This is a genomic window from Mucilaginibacter myungsuensis (assembly GCF_015222005.1).
Classification (GTDB): domain Bacteria; phylum Bacteroidota; class Bacteroidia; order Sphingobacteriales; family Sphingobacteriaceae; genus Mucilaginibacter; species Mucilaginibacter myungsuensis.
The window spans coordinates 115,286-136,451 of the sequence record NZ_JADFFL010000006.1 but is presented as its reverse complement, the minus strand read 5'-3'; the positions used below and the strand labels follow the sequence as shown (position 1 = coordinate 136,451).

The 21,166-nt window shown below is 50.8% G+C and carries 13 protein-coding genes; 5 read left to right on the top strand and 8 right to left on the bottom strand.

Annotated features, from left to right (window positions below):
- Positions 1-54: 54 nt before the first annotated feature.
- The gene (locus IRJ16_RS15985) at positions 55-435 is read left to right on the top strand and encodes a VOC family protein (protein ID WP_228080240.1); all 381 of its coding nucleotides are present in this window, start codon (positions 55-57) and stop codon (positions 433-435) included.
- A 112-nt stretch (positions 436-547) separates the two neighbouring features.
- Here IRJ16_RS15985 and IRJ16_RS15980 read toward each other — a convergent pair whose 3' ends face one another.
- Positions 548-1,360, bottom strand: coding sequence for a patatin-like phospholipase family protein (locus IRJ16_RS15980; RefSeq protein WP_194112621.1), 813 nt, complete (start codon positions 1,358-1,360; stop codon positions 548-550).
- A 142-nt stretch (positions 1,361-1,502) separates the two neighbouring features.
- Here IRJ16_RS15980 and trmD point away from each other — a divergent pair, with 142 nt between their 5' ends.
- Complete coding sequence (trmD, locus tag IRJ16_RS15975; RefSeq protein WP_194112620.1) at positions 1,503-2,186, top strand: tRNA (guanosine(37)-N1)-methyltransferase TrmD; 684 nt, start codon at positions 1,503-1,505, stop codon at positions 2,184-2,186.
- Here trmD and ruvC read toward each other — a convergent pair.
- The 6 genes from ruvC to IRJ16_RS15945 all read right to left on the bottom strand — a co-directional run bounded on the left by ruvC (position 2,183) and on the right by IRJ16_RS15945 (position 9,212).
- A complete protein-coding gene (ruvC, locus tag IRJ16_RS15970) occupies positions 2,183-2,791 on the bottom strand; it encodes a crossover junction endodeoxyribonuclease RuvC (protein WP_194112619.1) in 609 nt (202 codons plus the stop codon). The two genes, trmD and ruvC, sit on opposite strands and share 4 nt — an antisense overlap.
- 160 nt (positions 2,792-2,951) lie before the next feature.
- Positions 2,952-3,602: a leucyl/phenylalanyl-tRNA--protein transferase gene (aat, locus tag IRJ16_RS15965; RefSeq protein ID WP_194112618.1), complete on the bottom strand. Its 651-nt coding sequence runs from the start codon at positions 3,600-3,602 to the stop codon at positions 2,952-2,954.
- A gap of 10 nt (positions 3,603-3,612) precedes the next feature.
- Entirely contained in the window at positions 3,613-5,556 is a 1,944-nt protein-coding gene (locus tag IRJ16_RS15960; RefSeq protein WP_194112617.1) for a DUF3857 domain-containing protein, read from the bottom strand.
- A gap of 4 nt (positions 5,557-5,560) precedes the next feature.
- The gene (locus IRJ16_RS15955) at positions 5,561-7,549 is read right to left on the bottom strand and encodes a DUF3857 domain-containing protein (protein ID WP_194112616.1); all 1,989 of its coding nucleotides are present in this window, start codon (positions 7,547-7,549) and stop codon (positions 5,561-5,563) included.
- A gap of 159 nt (positions 7,550-7,708) precedes the next feature.
- A complete protein-coding gene (locus IRJ16_RS15950; protein ID WP_194112615.1) occupies positions 7,709-8,029 on the bottom strand; it encodes a hypothetical protein in 321 nt (106 codons plus the stop codon).
- Positions 8,030-8,078: 49 nt separating this feature from the next.
- The gene (locus IRJ16_RS15945) at positions 8,079-9,212 is read right to left on the bottom strand and encodes a DUF3810 domain-containing protein (protein ID WP_194112614.1); all 1,134 of its coding nucleotides are present in this window, start codon (positions 9,210-9,212) and stop codon (positions 8,079-8,081) included.
- Positions 9,213-9,275: 63 nt separating this feature from the next.
- Between IRJ16_RS15945 and proB the strand changes: the two genes are divergently transcribed.
- The 3 genes from proB to IRJ16_RS15930 all read left to right on the top strand — a co-directional run bounded on the left by proB (position 9,276) and on the right by IRJ16_RS15930 (position 17,104).
- Entirely contained in the window at positions 9,276-10,355 is a 1,080-nt protein-coding gene (gene proB / locus IRJ16_RS15940; protein ID WP_194112613.1) for a glutamate 5-kinase, read from the top strand.
- Between the two features lie 4 nt (positions 10,356-10,359).
- Complete coding sequence (locus IRJ16_RS15935) at positions 10,360-11,607, top strand: glutamate-5-semialdehyde dehydrogenase (RefSeq protein WP_194112612.1); 1,248 nt, start codon at positions 10,360-10,362, stop codon at positions 11,605-11,607.
- A gap of 208 nt (positions 11,608-11,815) precedes the next feature.
- On the top strand, positions 11,816-17,104 hold the full coding sequence (locus tag IRJ16_RS15930) for an Ig-like domain-containing protein (RefSeq protein ID WP_194112611.1): 5,289 nt from the start codon (positions 11,816-11,818) through the stop codon (positions 17,102-17,104).
- A gap of 29 nt (positions 17,105-17,133) precedes the next feature.
- On the opposite strand, the gene IRJ16_RS15925 is transcribed toward IRJ16_RS15930, so the two are convergent.
- Positions 17,134-21,162 carry a non-ribosomal peptide synthetase gene (locus tag IRJ16_RS15925; protein ID WP_194112610.1) on the bottom strand — a complete coding sequence of 1,343 codons (4,029 nt, stop codon included), beginning with the start codon at positions 21,160-21,162 and terminating at the stop codon, positions 17,134-17,136.
- Positions 21,163-21,166: the final 4 nt, after the last annotated feature.

Here is a 21,166-nt window from a genome sequence, read left to right as displayed (position 1 = left end):
ACCGACCAAACTACTACACCCCCTTTAGGGGGCCGGGGGGCTTCCTTCGCACCCATGCTGCGCATCCGCAACGGCGTCAGCGATATCAATTTCTACAAGAACGCCTTCGGCGCTGTGGAACATTTCCGGGTCAACAATGATGACGGGACCGTGCACGTAGCTGAGTTCGATATCGATGGCGCAGTATTTCACCTACACGAAATTTATCCTCATGCCGACTTTGATCCCGAGCCACATAGCGGTGTAGTGACCGTAGGCCTTTTTGTCGACGACGTACACGGCCTGTTCGACCAAGCCATCGCGGCCGGTGCAACAAGTTTAAAATCTGTGACCGACTACGAGTACGGCTATCGGCAGGGAACCTTGCAAGACCCTTTCGGCCATCAATGGATATTGCAATGCAGGATACCCGTATCGCCGGAATGGAAGGGTTAAATAAAGGCCCGTCATTGCGAGGAACGAAGCGAGCTCTACGTTAGCAGAGCAGCTTTTAAGGTCCGACCTTCATGTGTAGAGATTGCTTCGTTCCTCGCAATGACGTTGTTATTTAAGCTTGCTTCGCTTCTTCCACTAATCCCTTCAACACCTCATTTCCCTTTATCGCTTTCAAACCCTCTTCGTAGCCGATCATAAAGATCTCTTCGGCGGCTTCGGTATCAAAAATGCCGTAGCCGCCAAGGCTGTGGGGTTCTATCACCACATCGCACAGGTCTTTATGGGCGCCCAGATTGGCGTTGATGGCGATCATGGCAGCCCGGTCTATCAGGTGGCCGAATGATCGTATCTCGTTTACTATGGGCAAATGATTACAGCTCGACCCAATGATCACATCGCAATTACCCACCAGTGGCTCTACCGGGAAGTTGTTCAGGATCCCGCCATCCACATACATATGCCCGTTGATCACAATAGGCCTAAAGATGCCGGGCAAACAGCAGGATGCCAGCACGGCCAGATCAAGTTCGCCATCGTTCAGATAAACCAGTTTGCCTAAACCAAGATCTACCGCGGCAATGGTTACATGGGCATTCAGTTTATCAAAAGAATTATGCGGGATGTACTTATTGATCAGCGAACGTACGTTCAATATCGACATTAGCCCCGTCCTTGCGAACGACGGCCTGAGCAGGCGGAACAATTTGGAATCCTTAATGATCTGCAAGATATCCTCGGGCTGTAGCCCTGCCGCAAAAAAGGCAGCAGCAATAGCCCCAGCGCTGGTGCCCGATATGTGCGAGAACGTGATACCATGCTTGGTCAGCGCGCTGATCACCCCCAGGTGTGATACCCCACGCACCCCGCCGCCCGAAAGTGCCAGGCCAATTCTTTTTGTTTTATGCAGATCGTTGTTCAGGTCCATTGGTATAAAATGCGCTGTTTACAGTTAATAACGCATATTTGAGCAGTCAAGGTATAAATTGTTACCGAAACACCCGAAACCCTCAAACAAAAAACTGATCACCGATCATCGTTCTCTGATCACCGAACCTTACCTTTGCCCCATGCGTTTCGATATCATCTCTGTATTGCCCGGACTTTTAGAAAGCCCTTTTGCCCACTCTATTTTGCAGCGTGCGCAAAAAAAAGGCATCGCCGAAATTCACGTACATAACCTGCGCGACTACTCTACCCACAAACAAAAAAGCGTAGATGATTACCCTTATGGGGGCGGCAGCGGCATGGTAATGTCAATAGCGCCCTTCGCGGCGTGTATAGAGCATCTAAAAAGCGAACGCGAATACGACGAGGTGATCTTCCTGACACCCGATGGCGAAACGCTGAACCAGGGTATAGCCAACCAACTATCTAGTAAACAGAATATCATTTTACTGTGCGGACATTACAAAGGCATCGACCAGCGCGTCCGCGATATTTATGTTACCCGCGAGATATCTATAGGCGATTACGTGCTTTCGGGCGGCGAATTGCCGGCAGCGGTATTGGTAGATTCGGTAGTGCGGTTGATCCCCGGTGTGTTGTCAGACGAGACCTCGGCGCTATCCGACTCCTTCCAGGATGATATGCTGGACGCGCCTGTTTACACCCGTCCGGCGGATTGGAATGGCCACAAAGTGCCTGATATTTTATTGAGCGGCAACGAGGCGCTGATCAGCAAATGGCGCTTTGACCAGGCCCTGGAGCGTACCCAACAACGCCGCCCCGATCTGCTGCAAGACAAGGACTAACTTTTTTTGATCTTTAACGGCGATACGATGGGTTTGGTCGCTACCCGCTTGGTATTGTCTTTTACAAAATCCTCCCAACCCGAGTAGGAAACCTTCCCTCCTCGACCTGTGCTGATGCGCTGGAAACTGTGACAAACAGCAGCGGCCAGTCCGTCGGTAGCATCTAAAAACTCGGGCGTTTCTTTAAATTTTAATAATGTTTGCAGCATGGCGGCAACCTGCTCTTTAGTGGCCGATCCGTTACCGGTGATAGATTGTTTGATCTTACGCGGGGCATACTCAGTGATCACCACATTGCGCGATAAAGCAGCCGCCATACAAACCCCCTGCGCCCGGCCAAGCTTTAAAGCGACCTGGATATTTTTGCCATAGAACGGCGACTCGATAGCCAAACAATCCGGGTGGTAATTGTCTATTAGCGCCACGGTCTTTTCAAAAATGCGTTGCAGTTTTAGGATATGGTCATCCAGCGACCCCATTTTGATCACACCCAGACTGATCAGTTCCAGTTTGTTACCAACCTCTTTCACCAATCCGTAACCCATTACCTGGGTGCCGGGGTCTATCCCTAAAATTATCCGCTCTTTTTTTGGTTCCTGCTGCATGCGGTGGTAAAAATACTAAAAAAATGTGCAAATGCGTCGTTTGCAAGATATAACATAGGGTGTAACCCTGAGCTTGTCAAAGGGCGACGTGCGCGGGATCTGCCACTATGCAGGAACGCCAATTGCATAGCGTTAAGCCCCGCACCATTGTTTGACAAGCTCACCATGACACCCCAGGCGACGAACTTTGAAGCACCCACATATACTCTTCCCTACCGATCATCTCTGCACCCATCGATTCTAAATGATCAGTATGGAACTGGCAATCTACCATATCATACAAACCGCTTTGGCAAAGGCTGATCAGCGCTGCTTTTGAGGCATTGGAAACTTTGCTGAACATACTTTCGCCGCAAAACACTTTGTTGATCACTACGCCGTAAAGCCCGCCTACCAGCGTGTCATCCTGCCAAACCTCTACTGAATGCGTGTGGCCCAGATGATGCAGGGTAATATAAGCATTGATCATATCAGCCGTTATCCATGTTCCGTCCTGATCTTTACGGGGGATGGCGGCGCAAGCACGGATGACTTCGGCAAAGGCCCGATCGAACGTCACTTTAAGTTGGCCTGATGCCAGCACCTTGCGCATGCTTTTAGATACTTTGATCTTCTCCGGAAAGAACACAAAACGCTCATGCGGTGAGTACCACAAAATAGGGTCATCATCACTGAACCAGGGGAAGATGCCATTTTGATAAGCCAGCAACAGCCGCTCGGGTGACAGGTCGCCGCCTATGGCGAGCAGGCCATCATCTTCTGCCAGTTCGGGGTTGGGGAATAGCAAACGTTCATCAAGCCTGAATATCATCAGGGCAAATTTACGCTTTCCGTTTGATCACCAGTTTTTTGCTTTGCGATCGGGCTATCTCCTCCATGTACTGCTGCATTTCGGCATATTTAGCGGCGGGGATAACCTGCTCAGATAGTTTAAAAGCCGACGAGGCTATCACCTGGTTCTTATCCTTATCGTATTTATAGCTTACATCGTAATTACCATGACTGAACTTTAATTTCACCTCGGCCGGCAGCGATTCCACCTCGTAACCTTCGGGCAGGTCGATAGTGGTGAGACAGGTTTTTTTCATGGGGTGCTCAAAGTAAAAGTCGTTCTTGCGCTCGGTCAGCTCCGGAAAAGTGTTATGCCAAAGATCAAAGGCTGCAGGTTTTAAAAATTGCTTATCGCCAACCTTCATGTCACAAAATTTATCGTAAAGCAATTCAAGGTTCATCTCTTTTACCCCAAGTTTGTCTACGGACGGTTTCAGGTCAAATACGATAGGTTGTTTGATATTGAGCGAGCGTAGCAGGTATTCCTTACGTTCGTCCATTTTTATGCTCTCCATACCCGTGTATAGGCTCCGGTATTCCCCTGTCGAAAGGAGCTTTAGTTTCGCCACCGCGCTGCCATCAGGTTTAAGGCTCACGTTGGCAAAGCTGTCAAAAACGTTATCCTCAATGGCACTTTTTGGCGTGCTTACTAACTTACCCCCATCCTCGGTGATCAACAAAGCCCGGCGGTTCTCGGTAAACGTGCCCAGTTTGCCAAAGGGTTGCGTGCTGCTGGTGCACTCCAGCCAGGTGGTATCATTTTTAAAAGGGATACACAAGATCACGTGGTTAAATACGTTGCTCGGGAAATCCAGATCGGCAGGTTTGGCGTTGGTACCGGCGTTGATAATAGCATAGTACGATGGTATATCTACCGCTTTCAACAGCGCATTCATATAATTAGTAAGCGCCTTACAATCGCCATACTTTTTTTGATCCACAAACGTAGCCGGGAACGGCTTTAAACCACCGATCCCCAACTGGATGCTTACGTACCGCATATTCTGCTGAACGTAATTATACAGGAAACGGGCCTTATCCTTATCGCTCTTAATGGTATCCGTCATTTTTTTAATAGCCTCTACACGGGCAGGCGGCAGTACATTGGCATCGCCGTTAAGTTTGGCTATCCATTTGCCAAAGTTTTGCCAGCTATCCATAGCGCCGCCGGTGCCATAGTACTCAAAGTTGTTAATAGCAAAACTTACCTTTTGTTGCATTTGCCAGGGCAGGGTATTCTCTTCGGGCTTATTGGCTTTAAGGTCTTTTACTTCCCAAAAGTAGGTCTCCATTTTGCTGCTGCCCTGGGTGTCCTTGTGTGGCTGCACGGCAATATTCTGCGCCTGGTACCTAAAGCCCGCGGCCGGGTCTACCGTTACTTTGCAGGTAGCTAATTGCACCGAAACATCTGCTTTAGGGCGTATCATCCAACTGTTAAGGTTAATATAACTGGTGATATTTTCCTCGTAAACCAGTTCGATCGTGGTTGGGTAGCTGGGTATGGTATGCTGAATAGCCAGCAAGCGGTCGTCCGTCACAATGGTCTCGTCGTTTACGGCCGAGCGCTCGTACATGTCGCTCTTTTTATACTTTTTTAAAAGCTGACCGGTAGCTCCGTAAACCTTTATCTCAATATTGCTGTAGGTATCAAATTTGCGGTTATAGAACATCACCATCTCGCCCGCGTCGTCGCCTTTTTGATCAAGCACGGTAATAATGCTATGGTGCTTTACGGTTTGGCTGCCCGGGCCTTTCACAAAAATATCATCGGCCGAGTACCGGATAACCGCGTGCGCATCCGTTTTTAACTCTGCGGGCAAAGTACCGGCATCGTAATACTCCTTGGGTATGCTTTTATCCTGCCCATAACCTATGCTGCCTATCAACAGGCAAGCCGCCGTTATTAACGCTTTACGTAATGTGATCATCTGCATCAACTTAGATCTTTTTCAACACGATCTGCTCGTTCATTAACTCGTGCAGTTGCTTGTAAAAGTCGAACATCAGGTCGTACTCCTCTTTAAAGTGGATCACCTTTTTATGATCTACCGTGTAGCGGACGGATACTTTGCCATCCTCCTCAAACACCAGCCTTCTAAACGATATACTTTTATCGGGCATTACCAGCGATGTGCTCTTAGGCAACACATCTATCTTATAGCCGGCAGGGATGGTGTAGTTACCCATCAGCGAAAAGTTATCACGATAGCCAAAGTCGATGTCCGAGTAACGGGTCTCGCTCAAAAAAGGGTTGGTCTTTAAAGGCGAGAACTGCGCCGGGTGAAAATAAATGTAATTGCCATCGCTGCCGGTCAGATCCATTTTAAACTTAAGCGCCTGGTTAAGCGGGAGGCTGTCGTCCTCCATGTTCTCCATCTTCAGTTCGCTTATCTTGATGTTGTTATCGTTACCCCTTAAAAAGTCGATATACTTTTGCTCGCCGTCGCTTTTGTAGCGTTTAATACCGGTGATACGGTTATAGCTATAGTTGGCTATCTGGGCGTTGCCGTCCATTTTACCATCGGGTTTAATATCGGCATTGATCAGGATAGAGCGCTGCGCCGGTACCTTTTTGCTGATGAAAACCATATCAAATTTCTTATGGTCCTTATCAATGTACAAGCCCGATGAGTTAAGCAGTTCGTCGGGCGTTTCGGTATAGCTATTGTATTTGCCCGTCGCATCCAAAATATGGTTAACGGTGCTATCGCCGGGCACATACACCACCGCGCGGTTAAATTGATACAGGAAAGTGAACGCCGGGTTAACGCGGCCGTGGTTGCGGGTGCTCACCACCATCGGGAAGGCTTCTACACCTGCACGGTAAAGCAAGTGATATAGGATCAGGTTGATCTCGGCCGAGTTGCCGGTCTTCTTTTCCCAGGCTTTAGATATACCCTCGTTGGTGTACCAGCGGTCCTGCTCGTTCCATTTCATGGCCGACTGCACCTCTTTATAAATGTAGGCTATCTTTTCGCTATTAGTTTTAAAGCCTTTGGCCTTTGTGATAATGGCATCCTCGTTATCGATCTTCTTTTTCAGCTGACCGCCAAAATCTTCGTACTCGGCCAGCATACCGCCAACTTTAGCCCAGCTATCCGAGTAGGAACGGGTAAAACCATTCACCGGCTTGATATAGGTAAGCGTGAAAAAGATGGACTGCATATTATCCGCAGGCGAGAACATATAAGGCTCGTTAGGGGCCGACCGGATATTTGCCAGCGCGCGGTTGCGCCCATCTAAAGAGTAGTGGAAAGCATCATCGCCGAAGCCGATACTGCGCGACTCGGACGTAGGCTTGTTAAGCACATAGAGCTGGCGCACTTTGTTTTGCTCCCTAAAGCTAAGCACGTCGGGTATCTGGGTATCAACCTCGCTGTAGCGCGTAGGTATCATCCCCTGAAAATACCAGCTGGGCATATTGCTTAACGAGTTGGTACCCCACTTATATTTATACTCGATGATGGATCCCGGTTTTACGTTAGGGAAGGTGAACACATATGCCGAGCGCGACTTATCGATCACCTCGGTAAAGATGGACTTTTTGTCCAGCTTGGTAACCTCAGCCTTACCGTTCACCATGTTGATGGTTTGCGCCTCCAGACCGCTGATATACTCGAAATGTGCCGTGCTGTAGAACTCCAAACGCACGTTGGCCTCGTTCTTACCGTTGTCGTTAAAGATCTTGATGCGCTTGTGGCGCTCCATGTTGATGTTAAAGTCCGAGTCGTACCAGATCAGGCCTTTGTCGAACAATACCATGGCGTTGGCATCCTTCTCAAAGTCGCATTCTTTCATTTGCAGGTCGGTAACATCTACCTTGCCATAGGGCTGAACGCCGGGACCTTGATAAGCAGTTTGTTGTTGGGCTTTTGTTGATGTTGCCGCGACGGCGCACATCAATAAGGTTGTGATAATAGTTTTCATTGTAAGGGTTAGTACCCTTAAAGATACAAAAACGACCCCGGTATTCCAAATACACCGGTCGTTTTTTGCACGATTTTATTAAAATTTCATTAAAGTTAGATCGGCTGCGTTTGATGTTAATTATTGGTAAAACACAATGACACCACCGACCCAATATCCCTACCTGCCCGGGTGGGTACTGCCCGAATTCGGCACCAAGATCTTACTAAGATTATATAATACACCGTGGTGTAATTTTGTCCCCTTGATCAGTCCGCTATCGAATAGGGTTTTAAGGATGCTTTGGGTTTGACGGTCTACTTCGGTCTTATCAAGAGCCGGATCGAGGCGTAGCAACTCAATAGCCACATCATCAGCCGTCCCCGCTTCTATCTCGGCCAGCGCGAAAGCTATCTTATCGCGCCAACTATCGGTGGCGTGATAGGCTGAGGGGATATGCAGGGGTTTAAAGGCCTCGTTAAATGCTTCGTCGCTGATCATGATGGGATAACATTATCAGTGAGGAAGTTGTTTGCATCGGGCGATACAATTACTCCCCCTTTAGGGGGTCGGGGGGCTTCCTATAATACGCCATCGTCAACCGTATCATCCGGTTATAGGTCCGCAAGCCATGCGGCTGGTTGTTCGCCTTTAAAAACTTATCAAAAAACAAACTGCTGACAGCTTCGGCAGGGCCCTGGTATTTTGTCCAGTAGGCGCTGTCGGCCTTAAAGTCGCCTACTACTAAGGGCGATATCCGTGACCGCAGATCTTTGTAAGCAACGGTATCGCGCCTGCGCAGGTAGCGCATAAACTCCTCGACCCCGGCAAAGTAGGATGAGTACTTTAGTAATCTATCGGGCGATCTGATGCCTGCTACATAGCCTGCAAAGTTAGCTTCGTCCTCGCGTGCCCAGCCGGTTTGATGCGCCATTTCGTGGCAGGATACAAAGGGGCGGTCGTGCAGGGGCATCAGGTAGTTGATCTGCGCCTCGGCGGTGAAAGGGTTATAATAGCCCGAAGTACCCACGTAATTAAGCAGGTGCGAATACATGGATGGCTTGGCCCTGTCCCAAACGGGCTTCATTTTTGGCGATGTAGTACCCAGGTCGTTCACGGCCGATAAGGCCCGCACGTAAATGGTATCGTTGGGCTGTTTAAGATCGGCACTATCCAGCGTGGCGCGCAGGGTGTTGGCGCTGTCTATAATGCGCCCGGCCACATCGGCAACGTCTTTTAGGGTGTAGCTGGTATCGGTAAGGTGCAATAGTTCGGCGGCGGGCGGGCGGTAGTAGTTAGTACCCCATAAGGTGTAGAACCATAGCCAACCGATCTGTAAGCCAATGATCAACCTTAGCACAAACTGCCCCGCTATTTTAAACCGGCCCTTAAACACCGCGTGGAAGAACCTATATATCCCGCTCAGTAGCAAAATGATAATGACCGTGTAAAAAAAATCGCCGATACTGAACGGCACGACATTGACCACCGGCCTGATGATATAATTGATCCCGCGGTAAAAGCCCGACGAATAAAAGCGCTCCACCGCATATGGATAGTTCTGGAACCAGCTCAGCAGAATAATAGGCACGCACAGGGCCGCCATGGCGATCAGTTGTTTCCGGTAGGTCGATGGTCGGTTCTTCATCCCCGGTAAAGATATAAAATTAGGTGTTCGGCGCATGCGATAGGTTTTATCTACTATTTCGGTCGTATTTAGATTAGCCGTATATTAGGCCCATCATCTATGTCGGCAAAATATCAACGCATCATTATCAAAATAGGCTCTAATGTACTTACGCAAGCCAACGGGTTGCCCGATGCCGCGCGCATCAGTCATTTGGTGGATCAGGTGGCGGCAATCAGGCAGCAGGGCACCGAGGTGATCCTGGTATCATCAGGCGCGGTAGCATCGGGCAGAAGCCTGATCAGCATCGACGAAAAGACCAACAACGTAGCCGCCCGCCAATTGCTGGCCTCCATCGGGCAGGTAAAGCTGATCAATACCTATGCGCAGCTGTTAGAGAAGTATCAAACGCTATGCTCGCAAGTGCTGGTGACCAAAGAGGATTTCCGCGATCGTATGCACTACCTGAACATGAAGAACTGTTTGGAGATCCTGCTGCAACACGCCGTGATCCCGGTGGTGAACGAGAACGATGTGGTATCGGTAACCGAACTGATGTTCACCGATAACGATGAACTGGCCGGACTGATCGCCTCGATGCTGAATGCCCAGGCGCTCATCATCCTAAGTAACGTAGATGGCATTTACGATGGCGACCCCAAGATCCCGGGCAGCAAGGTGATCGAACAGATAGATGGTACGGCCACTAATTTCGCGTCGTTCGTTACTACCTCGCGTTCGTCATTTGGTCGTGGTGGTATGCTTACCAAAAGCAATATGGCCCAAAAGGTGGCACAACTCGGTATCACTGTACATATAGCCAACGGCACACGGGATAATGTATTGCTGGATCTGCTGGCCGGCAAGCTTACGCACACGCAGTTTATACCGAGCCGCAACACATCGGGCAAAAAGAAGTGGATAGCGCACTCGCAAAATTTTGCTAAGGGGGTAGTGAAGATCAACGAAGGTGCCAAAGCTGTGCTTACATCTAACAAGGCCAATAGCTTATTACCAGTGGGGGTGATCAGTATCGAGGCCGATTTCCAAAAAGGCGACATTATTAAACTGATAGACGATACCGGTAAACAGATCGGCCTGGGCATTGCCGAATACGGATCTGACAAAGCCCGCGAGCGCATCGGTCAAAAAAAACAGCGACCATTGGTACATTATGATTATTTATACCTGAACGCATAAGGCGATGAGCTATACAACCTATTTTGAAAAAGCGGTAGCCGCGCAAAAAGTATTTTTAGGCTTGACTAAAGAGCGTATCACAGAGGTGTTATTGGCTTTGGCTGACGGACTGATCGCGCATACAGATGCCATCATCAGCGCCAACCAACAGGACCTGGACCGCATGGATCCCGCCGATGCCAAATACGACCGCCTGAAATTGACCCCGCAACGCATTGAAGATATTGCCGCCGAGGTTAGGAATGTTGCCAACCTTGAAAGCCCGGTCGGCCGCGTGCTCGAAGAAAAGGATATGCCCAATGGGTTACATATCGCTAAAGTAAGCGTGCCACTCGGCGTAGTGGGTGTTATTTACGAGGCAAGACCAAATGTGACTGTGGATGTGTTCTCACTTTGCTTTAAGACGGGCAATGTAGCTGTGTTGAAAGGTGGCAGTGATGCATCATATACAAATGAAGCTATTTATGAAGTGATCCATCATGTACTTGGCGACAACGGGATAAACGCGGACGTAGTGGTTCTCCTTCCTGCCGAACGCGAAGCTACCGAGGCTTTGCTGAACGCATCGGGCTATGTAGATGTACTGATCCCGCGCGGCAGCCAGGGGCTGATCAACTATGTGCGACAGAACAGTAAAGTACCCGTAATAGAGACCGGGGCCGGCATCGTACACACCTACGGCGATGCAAGTGCCGATGCGGATATGCTGGGCAAGATCGTGTTCAACTCTAAAACGCGCAGGCCAAGCGTTTGCAATACGCTGGATTGCCTGATCGTACATCAGGACTTATTACCATTATTAGGGCAGATAGCCGCGCCATTGATCGATAAGCAAGTGCAGCTCTTTGCCGACGAAGCTTCTTACCAGGCACTGGACGGCTCCTACCCTGCTGAATTACTTCTGCCAGCCGAACCTGAACATTTCGGCACGGAATTCTTATCCTTAAAGATGGCCATTAAAACGGTTGCATCGTTGGGTGAAGCTTTAGATCACATCTCCCGCTACGGATCAAAACACAGCGAAGCCATCGTATCACAAGATCCGGACAATATCGAACGTTTCCTTAACAGCGTTGACGCTGCCGCCGTTTATGCTAATACTTCAACAGCATTTACTGATGGGGCACAATTTGGCCTTGGTGCCGAGATCGGTATCAGCACCCAAAAACTGCATGCCCGTGGCCCCATGGGCCTTGCCGAGCTCACCAGCTACAAATGGGTGGTGCGGGGCAATGGGCAAACAAGATCATAAACATCTTACCTACAGTACCTTTATATTAAAACGATATTAAAAACCGTGAACAAAATGAACATTGCGGTGTTCATCACCGTATAATAAAATTCCCGGCAGTTCAAAAACCACTTTTAGGAATATTTGTAATAACACAATATTTAAAAATTTGATCCGGAACTGTAAAAGCTATTGATAAATTGATCGGTACGCGGTAGGTTTTTGTGGTATGAAGAAAAGTTTACTTTTATTGGCTTTTTTGTTGTGCGCAGTTATCGGCTACGCGCAAACCTGCACTTTAACCGCTAATATCCAGTCGCCTGGCACGGTCATCTGTTCGGGCAGTAGCGTGGTGCTTACCGCGGTCGCAGAGAACGGCACCGGGCCATATACCTACAGTTGGAGCACCGGCGAAACCACCGATTTTATCAGCGTAAATAAATCCGGCACTTATACCGTTACCATAACCGATGCCACGCCCGGTTGCCAGCCTATCCGCAAAAGTATTACGATCACATCTACCGCCAGTCCTGCTGCACCCACTGTGGCCGACATAGCTGTTTGCCAGGGTACCACGGGCACATTACGGGCTACCGGTCCGGGTGGCACCTATCAATGGTATGACGCTCCCATCGGCGGAAATTTTTTAGGTTCGGGAGAACTGTTCGTAACACCGGCCATTAACCGGCAAACGGTATTTTATGTAGAGACCACGGTATCGGGCTGCATTAGTCCGCGTAAGGCCGTTACCGTTTTTGTATATGGCCCTCCCAGCACTATCAACGGAACCGCCTGCGCTGGTATGGGTGTTACCCTTACCGCTACGGACTATAATGATTATATCTGGTTTGATGCCGCCTCGGGCGGGACACAGGTTGGAACAGGCAGTACTTTTACCACACCGCCACTCAACGCTACTACTAATTATTACGTTTCGGCAGTGATCAATGGCTGCGTTACGGCACGGTCACAGGCTACGGCGTATATTACCGCTTTACCCCAGCCGCCTGCGGCATCGGGCGTGACCATTTGTTCGGGCACATCGGCAAATTTACAGGCCAGCGCCCCGGCGGGCAATATAGATTGGTTCGATGTACCTACCGGTGGCACATCACTCATCACCAGTCCCGATTTTACCACCCCGGTATTGACCGCCACAAAAACCTATTATGTACAGGCCACCACAGGTTGCGAGAGCACCCGCACACCGGTGACAGTAACGGTGACGCAAACGCCGCCCGCCCCTACTGCATCGCCGGTAACCAGTTGCCCCGATGCACCGGCACGTTTGGTAGCTAATACTACCATCGGCGTGGCCGAGTGGTTCTCCAGGCCATCGGGTGGCGCAGTGCTGGCTACGGGCAATACTTTTGATACACCACCGCTCACCATAAATACCACTTACTATGTGCAGGCCAATAATGGTGGCTGTGTTAGTGCGCGCATACCGGTCATGGTCACCATAGATACCCGACCGGATGCACCAGGAGCCATCGGTACCCTTATTTGCAATGGCAGCACGGCAACGCTTACTGCAACCAACTCTACAGGTAACTACCAATGGTACGATGCCGCCACAGGGGGTAATTTGCTGGCAAGCACGGCTACTTTTACTACCCCGGCTTTAACCGCAACAACTACTTATTATGTGCAGGCTATGTCGGCAAACGGCTGCGCCAGTAACCGCACCGCTGTAGATGTTACAGTGCAACCACCGGTAGCCGCACCTGTGGCCAACAGCACCACTATTTGTGCGGGTAACCGGGCCGTATTAACAGCAACGGGCGGCACTAATTTTCAATGGTATGATGCCCCTGCCGGCGGCAACCTGCTTGGTACCGGATCTACCTACGTTAGCCCGCAATTAACGGCCAGTGTTGATTATTATGTGCAGGCCATATCTGCCAATGGTTGTGTAAGTGCCCGCAGCGCGGTATCAGTAGTTGTAACTCCGTTGCCGTCTGCACCATCGGGTACGGGGGCATTGGTCTGTCCGGGCAGCACGGCTACACTGTCAGCAAGTACAGGTACAGGCACTATTGCCTGGTATGATGCTGCCATTGGCGGTAACATGGTGGGTACCGGTAACAGTTTTACCACACCGGCCATTAACCAGCAAACAACCTTCTACGCCGAAACTCAGAACAACGGCTGCGCAAGCCCGCGCACGGCTGTTACCGTGACGCTCATCACCGGGCCAACACCACAATTTCAGTATCCAAGCAGCACGGTATGTGCAGGCTCGGGTAACACCACACCTGTGATCAATAATCCGGCCGGGGGTACCTTCAGCGCGTCGCCTGCAGGGTTAACATTTGTGAGCAACACCACTGGGCAGATAAATGTGAACGCCAGCTTACCCGGCACGTACACCATATCTTTTGCAAGCAGCGGATCCTGTACCGGCGTAACCACGGCCCAATTCACTATCGGGGCAGGGCAAGGCGCGACTTTTAGCTATGCCGGCCCATTTTGCCAAAGCAATGCCAACCCATCACCCGCGTTCCCTAACGGCAATAGCGCAGGTAGTTTTACAGCATCGCCGGCGGGCCTGGTATTTGTAAGCGCCGCCACGGGACAAATAAACCTGGCAGCGAGTTTGCCCGGCACTTATACCATCACCAATACCATTAACGGATCGGGAGTTTGTGCGCCAAGGACCGCCCAATATACTGTTACCATTGATGCAAGCGCGGCGGTGAATGCGGGCCCTGATCAGTCGATAGCCAGCGGCAACATCGCCCAACTGAACGGAAGCATCACCGGCGGTGCAAGCACAGGCCGATGGACCGGAGGCAGCGGTACCTTCTCCGATCCAACTGCACTAAACCCCGTTTACACAGCAGGCCCGGGCGAAACGGTGGCCACATTAACGCTCACATCTGCAAACCCGGCAGGGTCTTGTGGTCCTGGTGCAGATGTGGTAAGGATATATTTTAATGATGTACCACCTGCGCCAACTGCACAGGGCACTACCATTTGCTCGGGCAACACGGCTACACTGCAAGCTACCGCGCCGGGTGGTATCTATCGCTGGTATGATGTTGCTACGGGCGGCAACCTGCTAAGCACAGGCGATACCTACCTAACACCTGTGCTGACCGCCAACCGCACCTTCTACGTATCTACCGAACTGAACGGCTTTACCGGCGTAAGGCGGGCCGTAACGGTAACGGTAGCCGCATCGCCGTTGGCACCCATCGTTAATTCGCCCGCTATTTGTATGGGTGATAAAGCGGTACTTACCGTCAGCAATGCCGGGACTGCAACTTATAATTGGTACAGCGCCGCTACGGGCGGCAATCTGCTGGACATCGGTACAAGCTACACCACCCCGGAGTTGAACACCACTACGGCATTATATGTAGAAGCGGTTGCTAACGGCTGTGTGAGTACCCGCACCCGTGTCAACGTAAAAGTTAACGCACATGCCATGATAGTCAGCGGGGGCTTTGGCGAAGTTTGCGGCGGCACACCGTTAAATTACACTATCACGTCAGACGAGCCTGAGGCTACATTCACCTGGTCGAGGGCGGCAGTGGCAGGCATTACCAACACGGCAGTATCTAACCAAACATCGGGCACGATAACCGAAACCCTTATCAACACCAGCGCGAATGCTATCGATGTAACTTACCACATTGTACCGCTGATGGGCACATGCCCGGGCAGACCATTCGACTATGTGGTGACCGTTTACCCCGATGTGACCGTGACCAGCCCTGCCACCATGAGCGTTTGTAATGGCAACGCAAGCAACTATACCATTACCTTTGATAAAGCGGTAAGTGGTTTCACCTGGAGCAGGGCCGCCGTGACCGGCATTAGCAATACGGCAGTATCGGGGCAGGGCGCACCGATACTCCGCGAAGTATTGTTCAATACCACCAACGCACCTATCGATGTTGTCTATGTGTTCAGTTACAGCCTTGGCACCTGCAACCGCACATTCACTTTTACAGTTAATGTAAAACCCAGGGTAGATATCACCAGCGCCGATAAAGGCACCGCTTGTAATAATATAGCCTTGCCTTACAATATACAGTCCAACGTACCATCGGCCACCTTTGCGTGGAGCAGGCCGGCAGTAGGCAACAACCCTGCAAGCGGGAACCAGACCGGTAGTATTATTAACGAGCGATTAGTAAACACCACATCCAACCCTATCACTGCCGTTTATACGATCGTGCCTACGGCATTCGGCTGCACAGGCGCTTCTTTCACCTATGCAGTTACAGTTTACCCTACACCGCCTACCCCGGTGGTCACCAGCAATTCGCCGGTGTGCGTGGCCAGTACCATCACGCTTTTTGCAAAACCTGTTGCCGGGGCTACTTACCTGTGGACCGGCCCTAACGGCTTTACCTCGCAAGAGCAAGACCCGACCATCCCGGCATCAGCCGCGGCAGCGGGCAGATATACGCTTACTTTGCAGATCAACGGTTGTCCCGGTCCTTCGTCTTTTGTTGACGTGATAGTTAACCCGGCCCCGACAGCTACCGCCGGGGATGACAAGATCATTTGCCCTTCGGCAACCGCGATCCCGCTGACAGGGCGTATAGGTGGCGGAGCTACTACAGGACTGTGGAGCTCATCCGGCACCGGGACTTTCTCACCCGCCGGCAATGTACTCAACGCAACCTACATCCCTTCGGCTGCCGATAAAACAGCCGGATCGGTCATACTAACGTTAACATCTACCAGCACCGATGATTGCGCGGCCGCTGCATCTAACCTGACCATTACCTTTGGTCTGCAACCTGCCACCGAAGCCGGCGCGGATCAGAATGTGTGCGCACAGTCGACCGCCGTACAATTGAACGCCCGGATATTGGCCGGGACACGTGGGACATGGACCACCAGCGGATCGGGCGTATTTAACAATGCCTCGCAGATCAATGCTGTTTACATCCCAAGCGCTGCCGATATAGCCGCCAGACAAGTTAAGCTGACGTTCACTGTTGCTGATGCAGGAGGCTGCTATAGCCCTGCCGATGAAGTCACGATCGTATTCACTCCGCCACCGACACTTGATGCAGGCGGTACGCGATATGTGCTTAAAGGCAGGCAGATCACCCTGGTGCCAACGGTGAGCGACGAGAGCGTGACCTATTCATGGTCGCCTAATGTAAATATCAGCAGTACTACGGTGAAGAACCCGGTGATCACCGGTGATGTAGATACCAGATACACGCTAACAATAACAGATAACCGCGGCTGTACCACAACTGCAGAAGTGATGGTGCGCGTATCGCCCGAGTTAACACTCCCTAATACCTTTACCCCTAACGGCGATGGTATTAATGACCGGTGGAACATTACAGGACTGGTTGCTTACGAAGAAGCCACTGTGGACATTTACAACCGCAACGGGCAGCGCGTTTTCCGCTCGTTAGGCTACCCTGTACCATGGGACGGCACAGCTAACGGACAGCAAGTACCCGCCGGGGTTTATTACTACGTGATAGATACTAAATTGAAGGGCAGATTGACGGGTTGGGTAACAGTGATCCGGTAAACCGGACCACTGTACAATATGTTTTGCGCTTAGCGTTTTTGCTCGGCCTTGTTCAGGCATTCCTGCAACACGCGGGCAAATTCCTTATCGTTAGGAGGGGCAAAAATAAAGTTATGCTCGCCGGGGATATCGTGGATGTTGACACCTTTCAGCGCGTATTTCTTCCACCCCAGGTATTTAAAGTCCTCCATATAGAAAGTGACCTCGCGTGCACGGAACAGTTCTACCTCGATAGGGTATGGTTCCAGTTTGTAGTTACGCTCGGCCTCCTCATTCATCAGGTCGATCTTGTTAGAGTAGCCAAAAAAACCTTCCTGCTGCTGCTCTCTACCATAGCGGATGGCCCAATACTTCCGTATCAAACGGCGGCGGATCATCTCTGATTTATAAGTGAACGTATCCTTTGGCTTTTTGATAAGCAACCACAGCGAGTGGAGTACCTGCATAATAAAGAACCATGCCCTGTGCGCCAACTTTTTGATCATCGGGTCAAAATAGTCCGACCGATAAGCATAGGTATCGAACATGGCCAGCATCTTCACCCTTTTGCCCATCTGATCCAGCTGTTTGGCCATCTCGTAAGCGATTATACCACCGAAAGAATATCCCGCCAGCGCATAAGGCCCTTCGGGGTTTTGGGCCAATATCTCGGACACATAATGGCCTGCGATATCTTCCATGCGGTTCAACGGCTCGTCGATGCCGTTCATGCCACGGGCTTGTAAGCCGTAGACAGGCTGGTCGGGCGCCATATTTTGGGCCAGGGTATTGAACAGCAATACGTTCAGCCCCGCACCATGGACGATGTACAACGGCATCTTATCGCCCAAAGGTTTTATCGGCACCAACGAATCCCAGGTTACCGAGCGGCCGTCCATCTTTAGCAACAACGCCAGTCTCTCTACTGTAGCATGATTGAACAAACTTGCCAGCGGCAATACCTGTCCGGTCTGCTTTTCCAACGCGGTCATGATCTCTACCGCGGTCAGTGAGTGCCCGCCTAACTCGAAAAAGTCATCATATATACCTACCTTCTCGATATTCATGTACTGCTGCCATATTTCGGCCACCTGTTTTTCTATACTGGTACGTGGGGCCACGTAGGCGGGGCGGTTCTGGGTATAATCAGGCTCGGGCAGCGACTTGATATCTATCTTACCATTTGGCGTGAGCGGTAGTGCTTGCAGGATGACGATGTAGTTAGGCACCATGTATTCCTGAAGGTGCTTGCGCAATTCATCGCGCCATTCTTTTACCTGCAAGGGTACGTCGACATGTAATTTATGGCGAAGCACTACGTAAGCCACCAATTGGGCGTTACCCGCCGGGTCATTCTTTGAGGTAACTACCGCGTCCTTAACGTTATGGATGTCTTTGATATGTTGGGCGATGCCCTCCGGTTCGATGCGGTAACCGCGGATCTTTAATTGCTGATCGGTACGGCCAAGGCATTGGATCTCACCACTTGGCATCACACGGCCAAGGTCGCCGGTGCGGTACATGGTAGCCGACGGGCGGAATGGGTCGGCCACAAAGCGTTCCCTGGTCAGTGTATCACGATACAGGTAACCCGGCGCTACGCCATCGCCGCTAATGTATATCTCGCCGGTCGCGCCTATCGGCACAGCCTTTCGTTTCTCGTCTAAAATATATACTTGTGTATTAGCGATCGGTTTCCCGATGCTAATGATGGTATCCGATGGGGTCACCTGCTTCACGGTCGACCAAATGGTTGTCTCGGTCGGGCCGTACATGTTCCAAAGTTCGCCGCACTTTTCCAGCAGTTTCATGGCCAGGTCTTTTGGCAAAGCCTCGCCGCCGCATAATACCTTTAGCGGTAACTGTTCGTTCCATCCCGCTTCCAGCAACATTTTCCACGTGTAAGGCGTAGCCTGCATCATGCTGATCTGCTGATCACGAACGATCTGCAATAAGGCACGGCCATCGCGGGCGGTCTGTGTATCGGTAATAACCACACAAGCCCCGGTGATCAGCGGAAGAAATAATTCCAAACCTGCAATATCGAAAGAAATGGTAGTAACGGCCAGCAATTTATCAGCTGGCTTCATCCCCGGTGCGCTTTGCATGCTCACCAAAAAGTTGACCAGATTGGCATGCGTGATCTGTACGCCCTTAGGGTAACCTGTGGTGCCCGAGGTGTATAGTACATAAGCCAGATCGCTTGGGTCAACCTGGACATCCGGCGAAGGACTGTCGATCGCAGAACTTTCAACTATAGCGTCCTCGATCAACAGCTGCTCGGTGTCGGTTACAAAATGATCTCTGTGATCATGCGGGATGATCATCAGTTTGGCATCCGCGTCGTTAAGGGTGTACTTGATGCGCTCCACCGGATATTCCGGGTCGATAGGCAAATAAGCCGCGCCTGTTTTCAGGATGCCTAACAAGGCGGTCATCATATCGGCGGTACGGTTTACGGCCAAAGCCACCAGATCGCCTTTTTGGATGCCTTTGCCAATAAGCAAGGCTGCCAGTTTATCCGAAGCCTCGTCCAGTTGTTTGTAGCTTAGCTTGGTATCGCCAAATTGTACGGCGGTATTAGTAGGATATTGTTGTGCGATGCCTTTGATCAGCTGATGCAAAGGTTTGGCAGGGTATGGGGCATCAGTATCCGCTAAGATAGATGCGTCAGATACCTGATCCTGTTTATCTCCACTGAAAATATCGCGGATGCGTTTTTCGGGATCGGCGGTCACGATCGCCAGCAATTGTTCAAAGCCGCCTGCCATCGCCTCGATGGTCTCGGGATCGAACAAGGCCGAGGTGTAACCCCAATCCATCGTCAGGCCCGAGCCAATATCGTTCACGTTGATGAATATCTCAAAGTTCTCGAACTTGCGTTGCACCGGGAACAGCTCGTGCGTCAGGTTTTGGAAGATGATACCTTCGTTCATCCCCATATCGCTGTTGAACACCACCGGCACCAATGGCACACGCGACGGGTCGCGGCTGATATTCAATTTTTTGATCAGCTGACCAAAAGTGATCATTTGATGGTCGTAAGCATCCAGGATCTGCGGGCGGCGCTGCTTCAGGTATTGCAGGAAGGTGCTCTCGCTGTCCATGGTGCTTTTCACCGGTAGCAGGTTAACGCAATGACCGACCAGATCGATATTCCCCGATGCCAGCTGCCCGGCAGCAGGGACACCCACCACCACTTCATCCTGACCGGTCACGTGTTGCAGCCAGGTCTCAAAACCGGCTAATAGAACGGTCACTAAACTACAGCCGGCTTTGCTTGCCAGTTGCTTAATGGCGGCGGTGAGACCGGGTTCAAAGTCTTTTTTATAGTGCTTGCTGGCGAAGGTGCGCATGGCGGGCCGAGCGCGGTCGGTAGGCAGGTCGACAACGGGGACGTATTCTTTGTACTGGTCCAGCCAAAAAGTTTCTATCTCCTGATAATCTGCTGTAGCGGGGAAATTAGCCTGATCTTGCGCGTACTGACTGAATTTTGGCGCAACAGCTAAATTAGGTACCGTATTAGCTAAAAATGCCGAGTAATATTTACTCAGCTCCTGCATGATCACCCCGAATGACCAGCCATCGCAAATGATGTGGTGAACGGTCAGGATCAGGGTATATAATTGCGCGTCCTGCTTAAATATCTTCACCCTGAAAAGCGGGCCGTTCACCAGGTCGAACGGCGTTTTCATGGTGCTGTCGATGTACCCATCAATGCTGCTTTGCAAGATGTTGGGGTGTTTGGACGATAGGTCCTCCACACTCAACTCAGGTGCCAAATAGCTATAAGTAAGCATGCTCGCCCCGTTAGGACTGAACACACTACGTAAAGATTCGTGACGGGTCACCAAAGCCTCGACCGCACGTTTCAATATCTCGATATCTACAGCGCCGTGCAACCGCAACGCGAAACTTTCGTTATAAGCGCACGAAGCTTCCTGACCGCCTAACTTGCACGACAGCCATATCTCCATCTGCGGCTCTGTAGCGGGTGCGAACAGCGACAATTCCGGCCCGGCAAAGGGGTCGAAATCGACGGGGACGAATTGCTGATCTTTTAGTTCAGTTGTATCCACACGG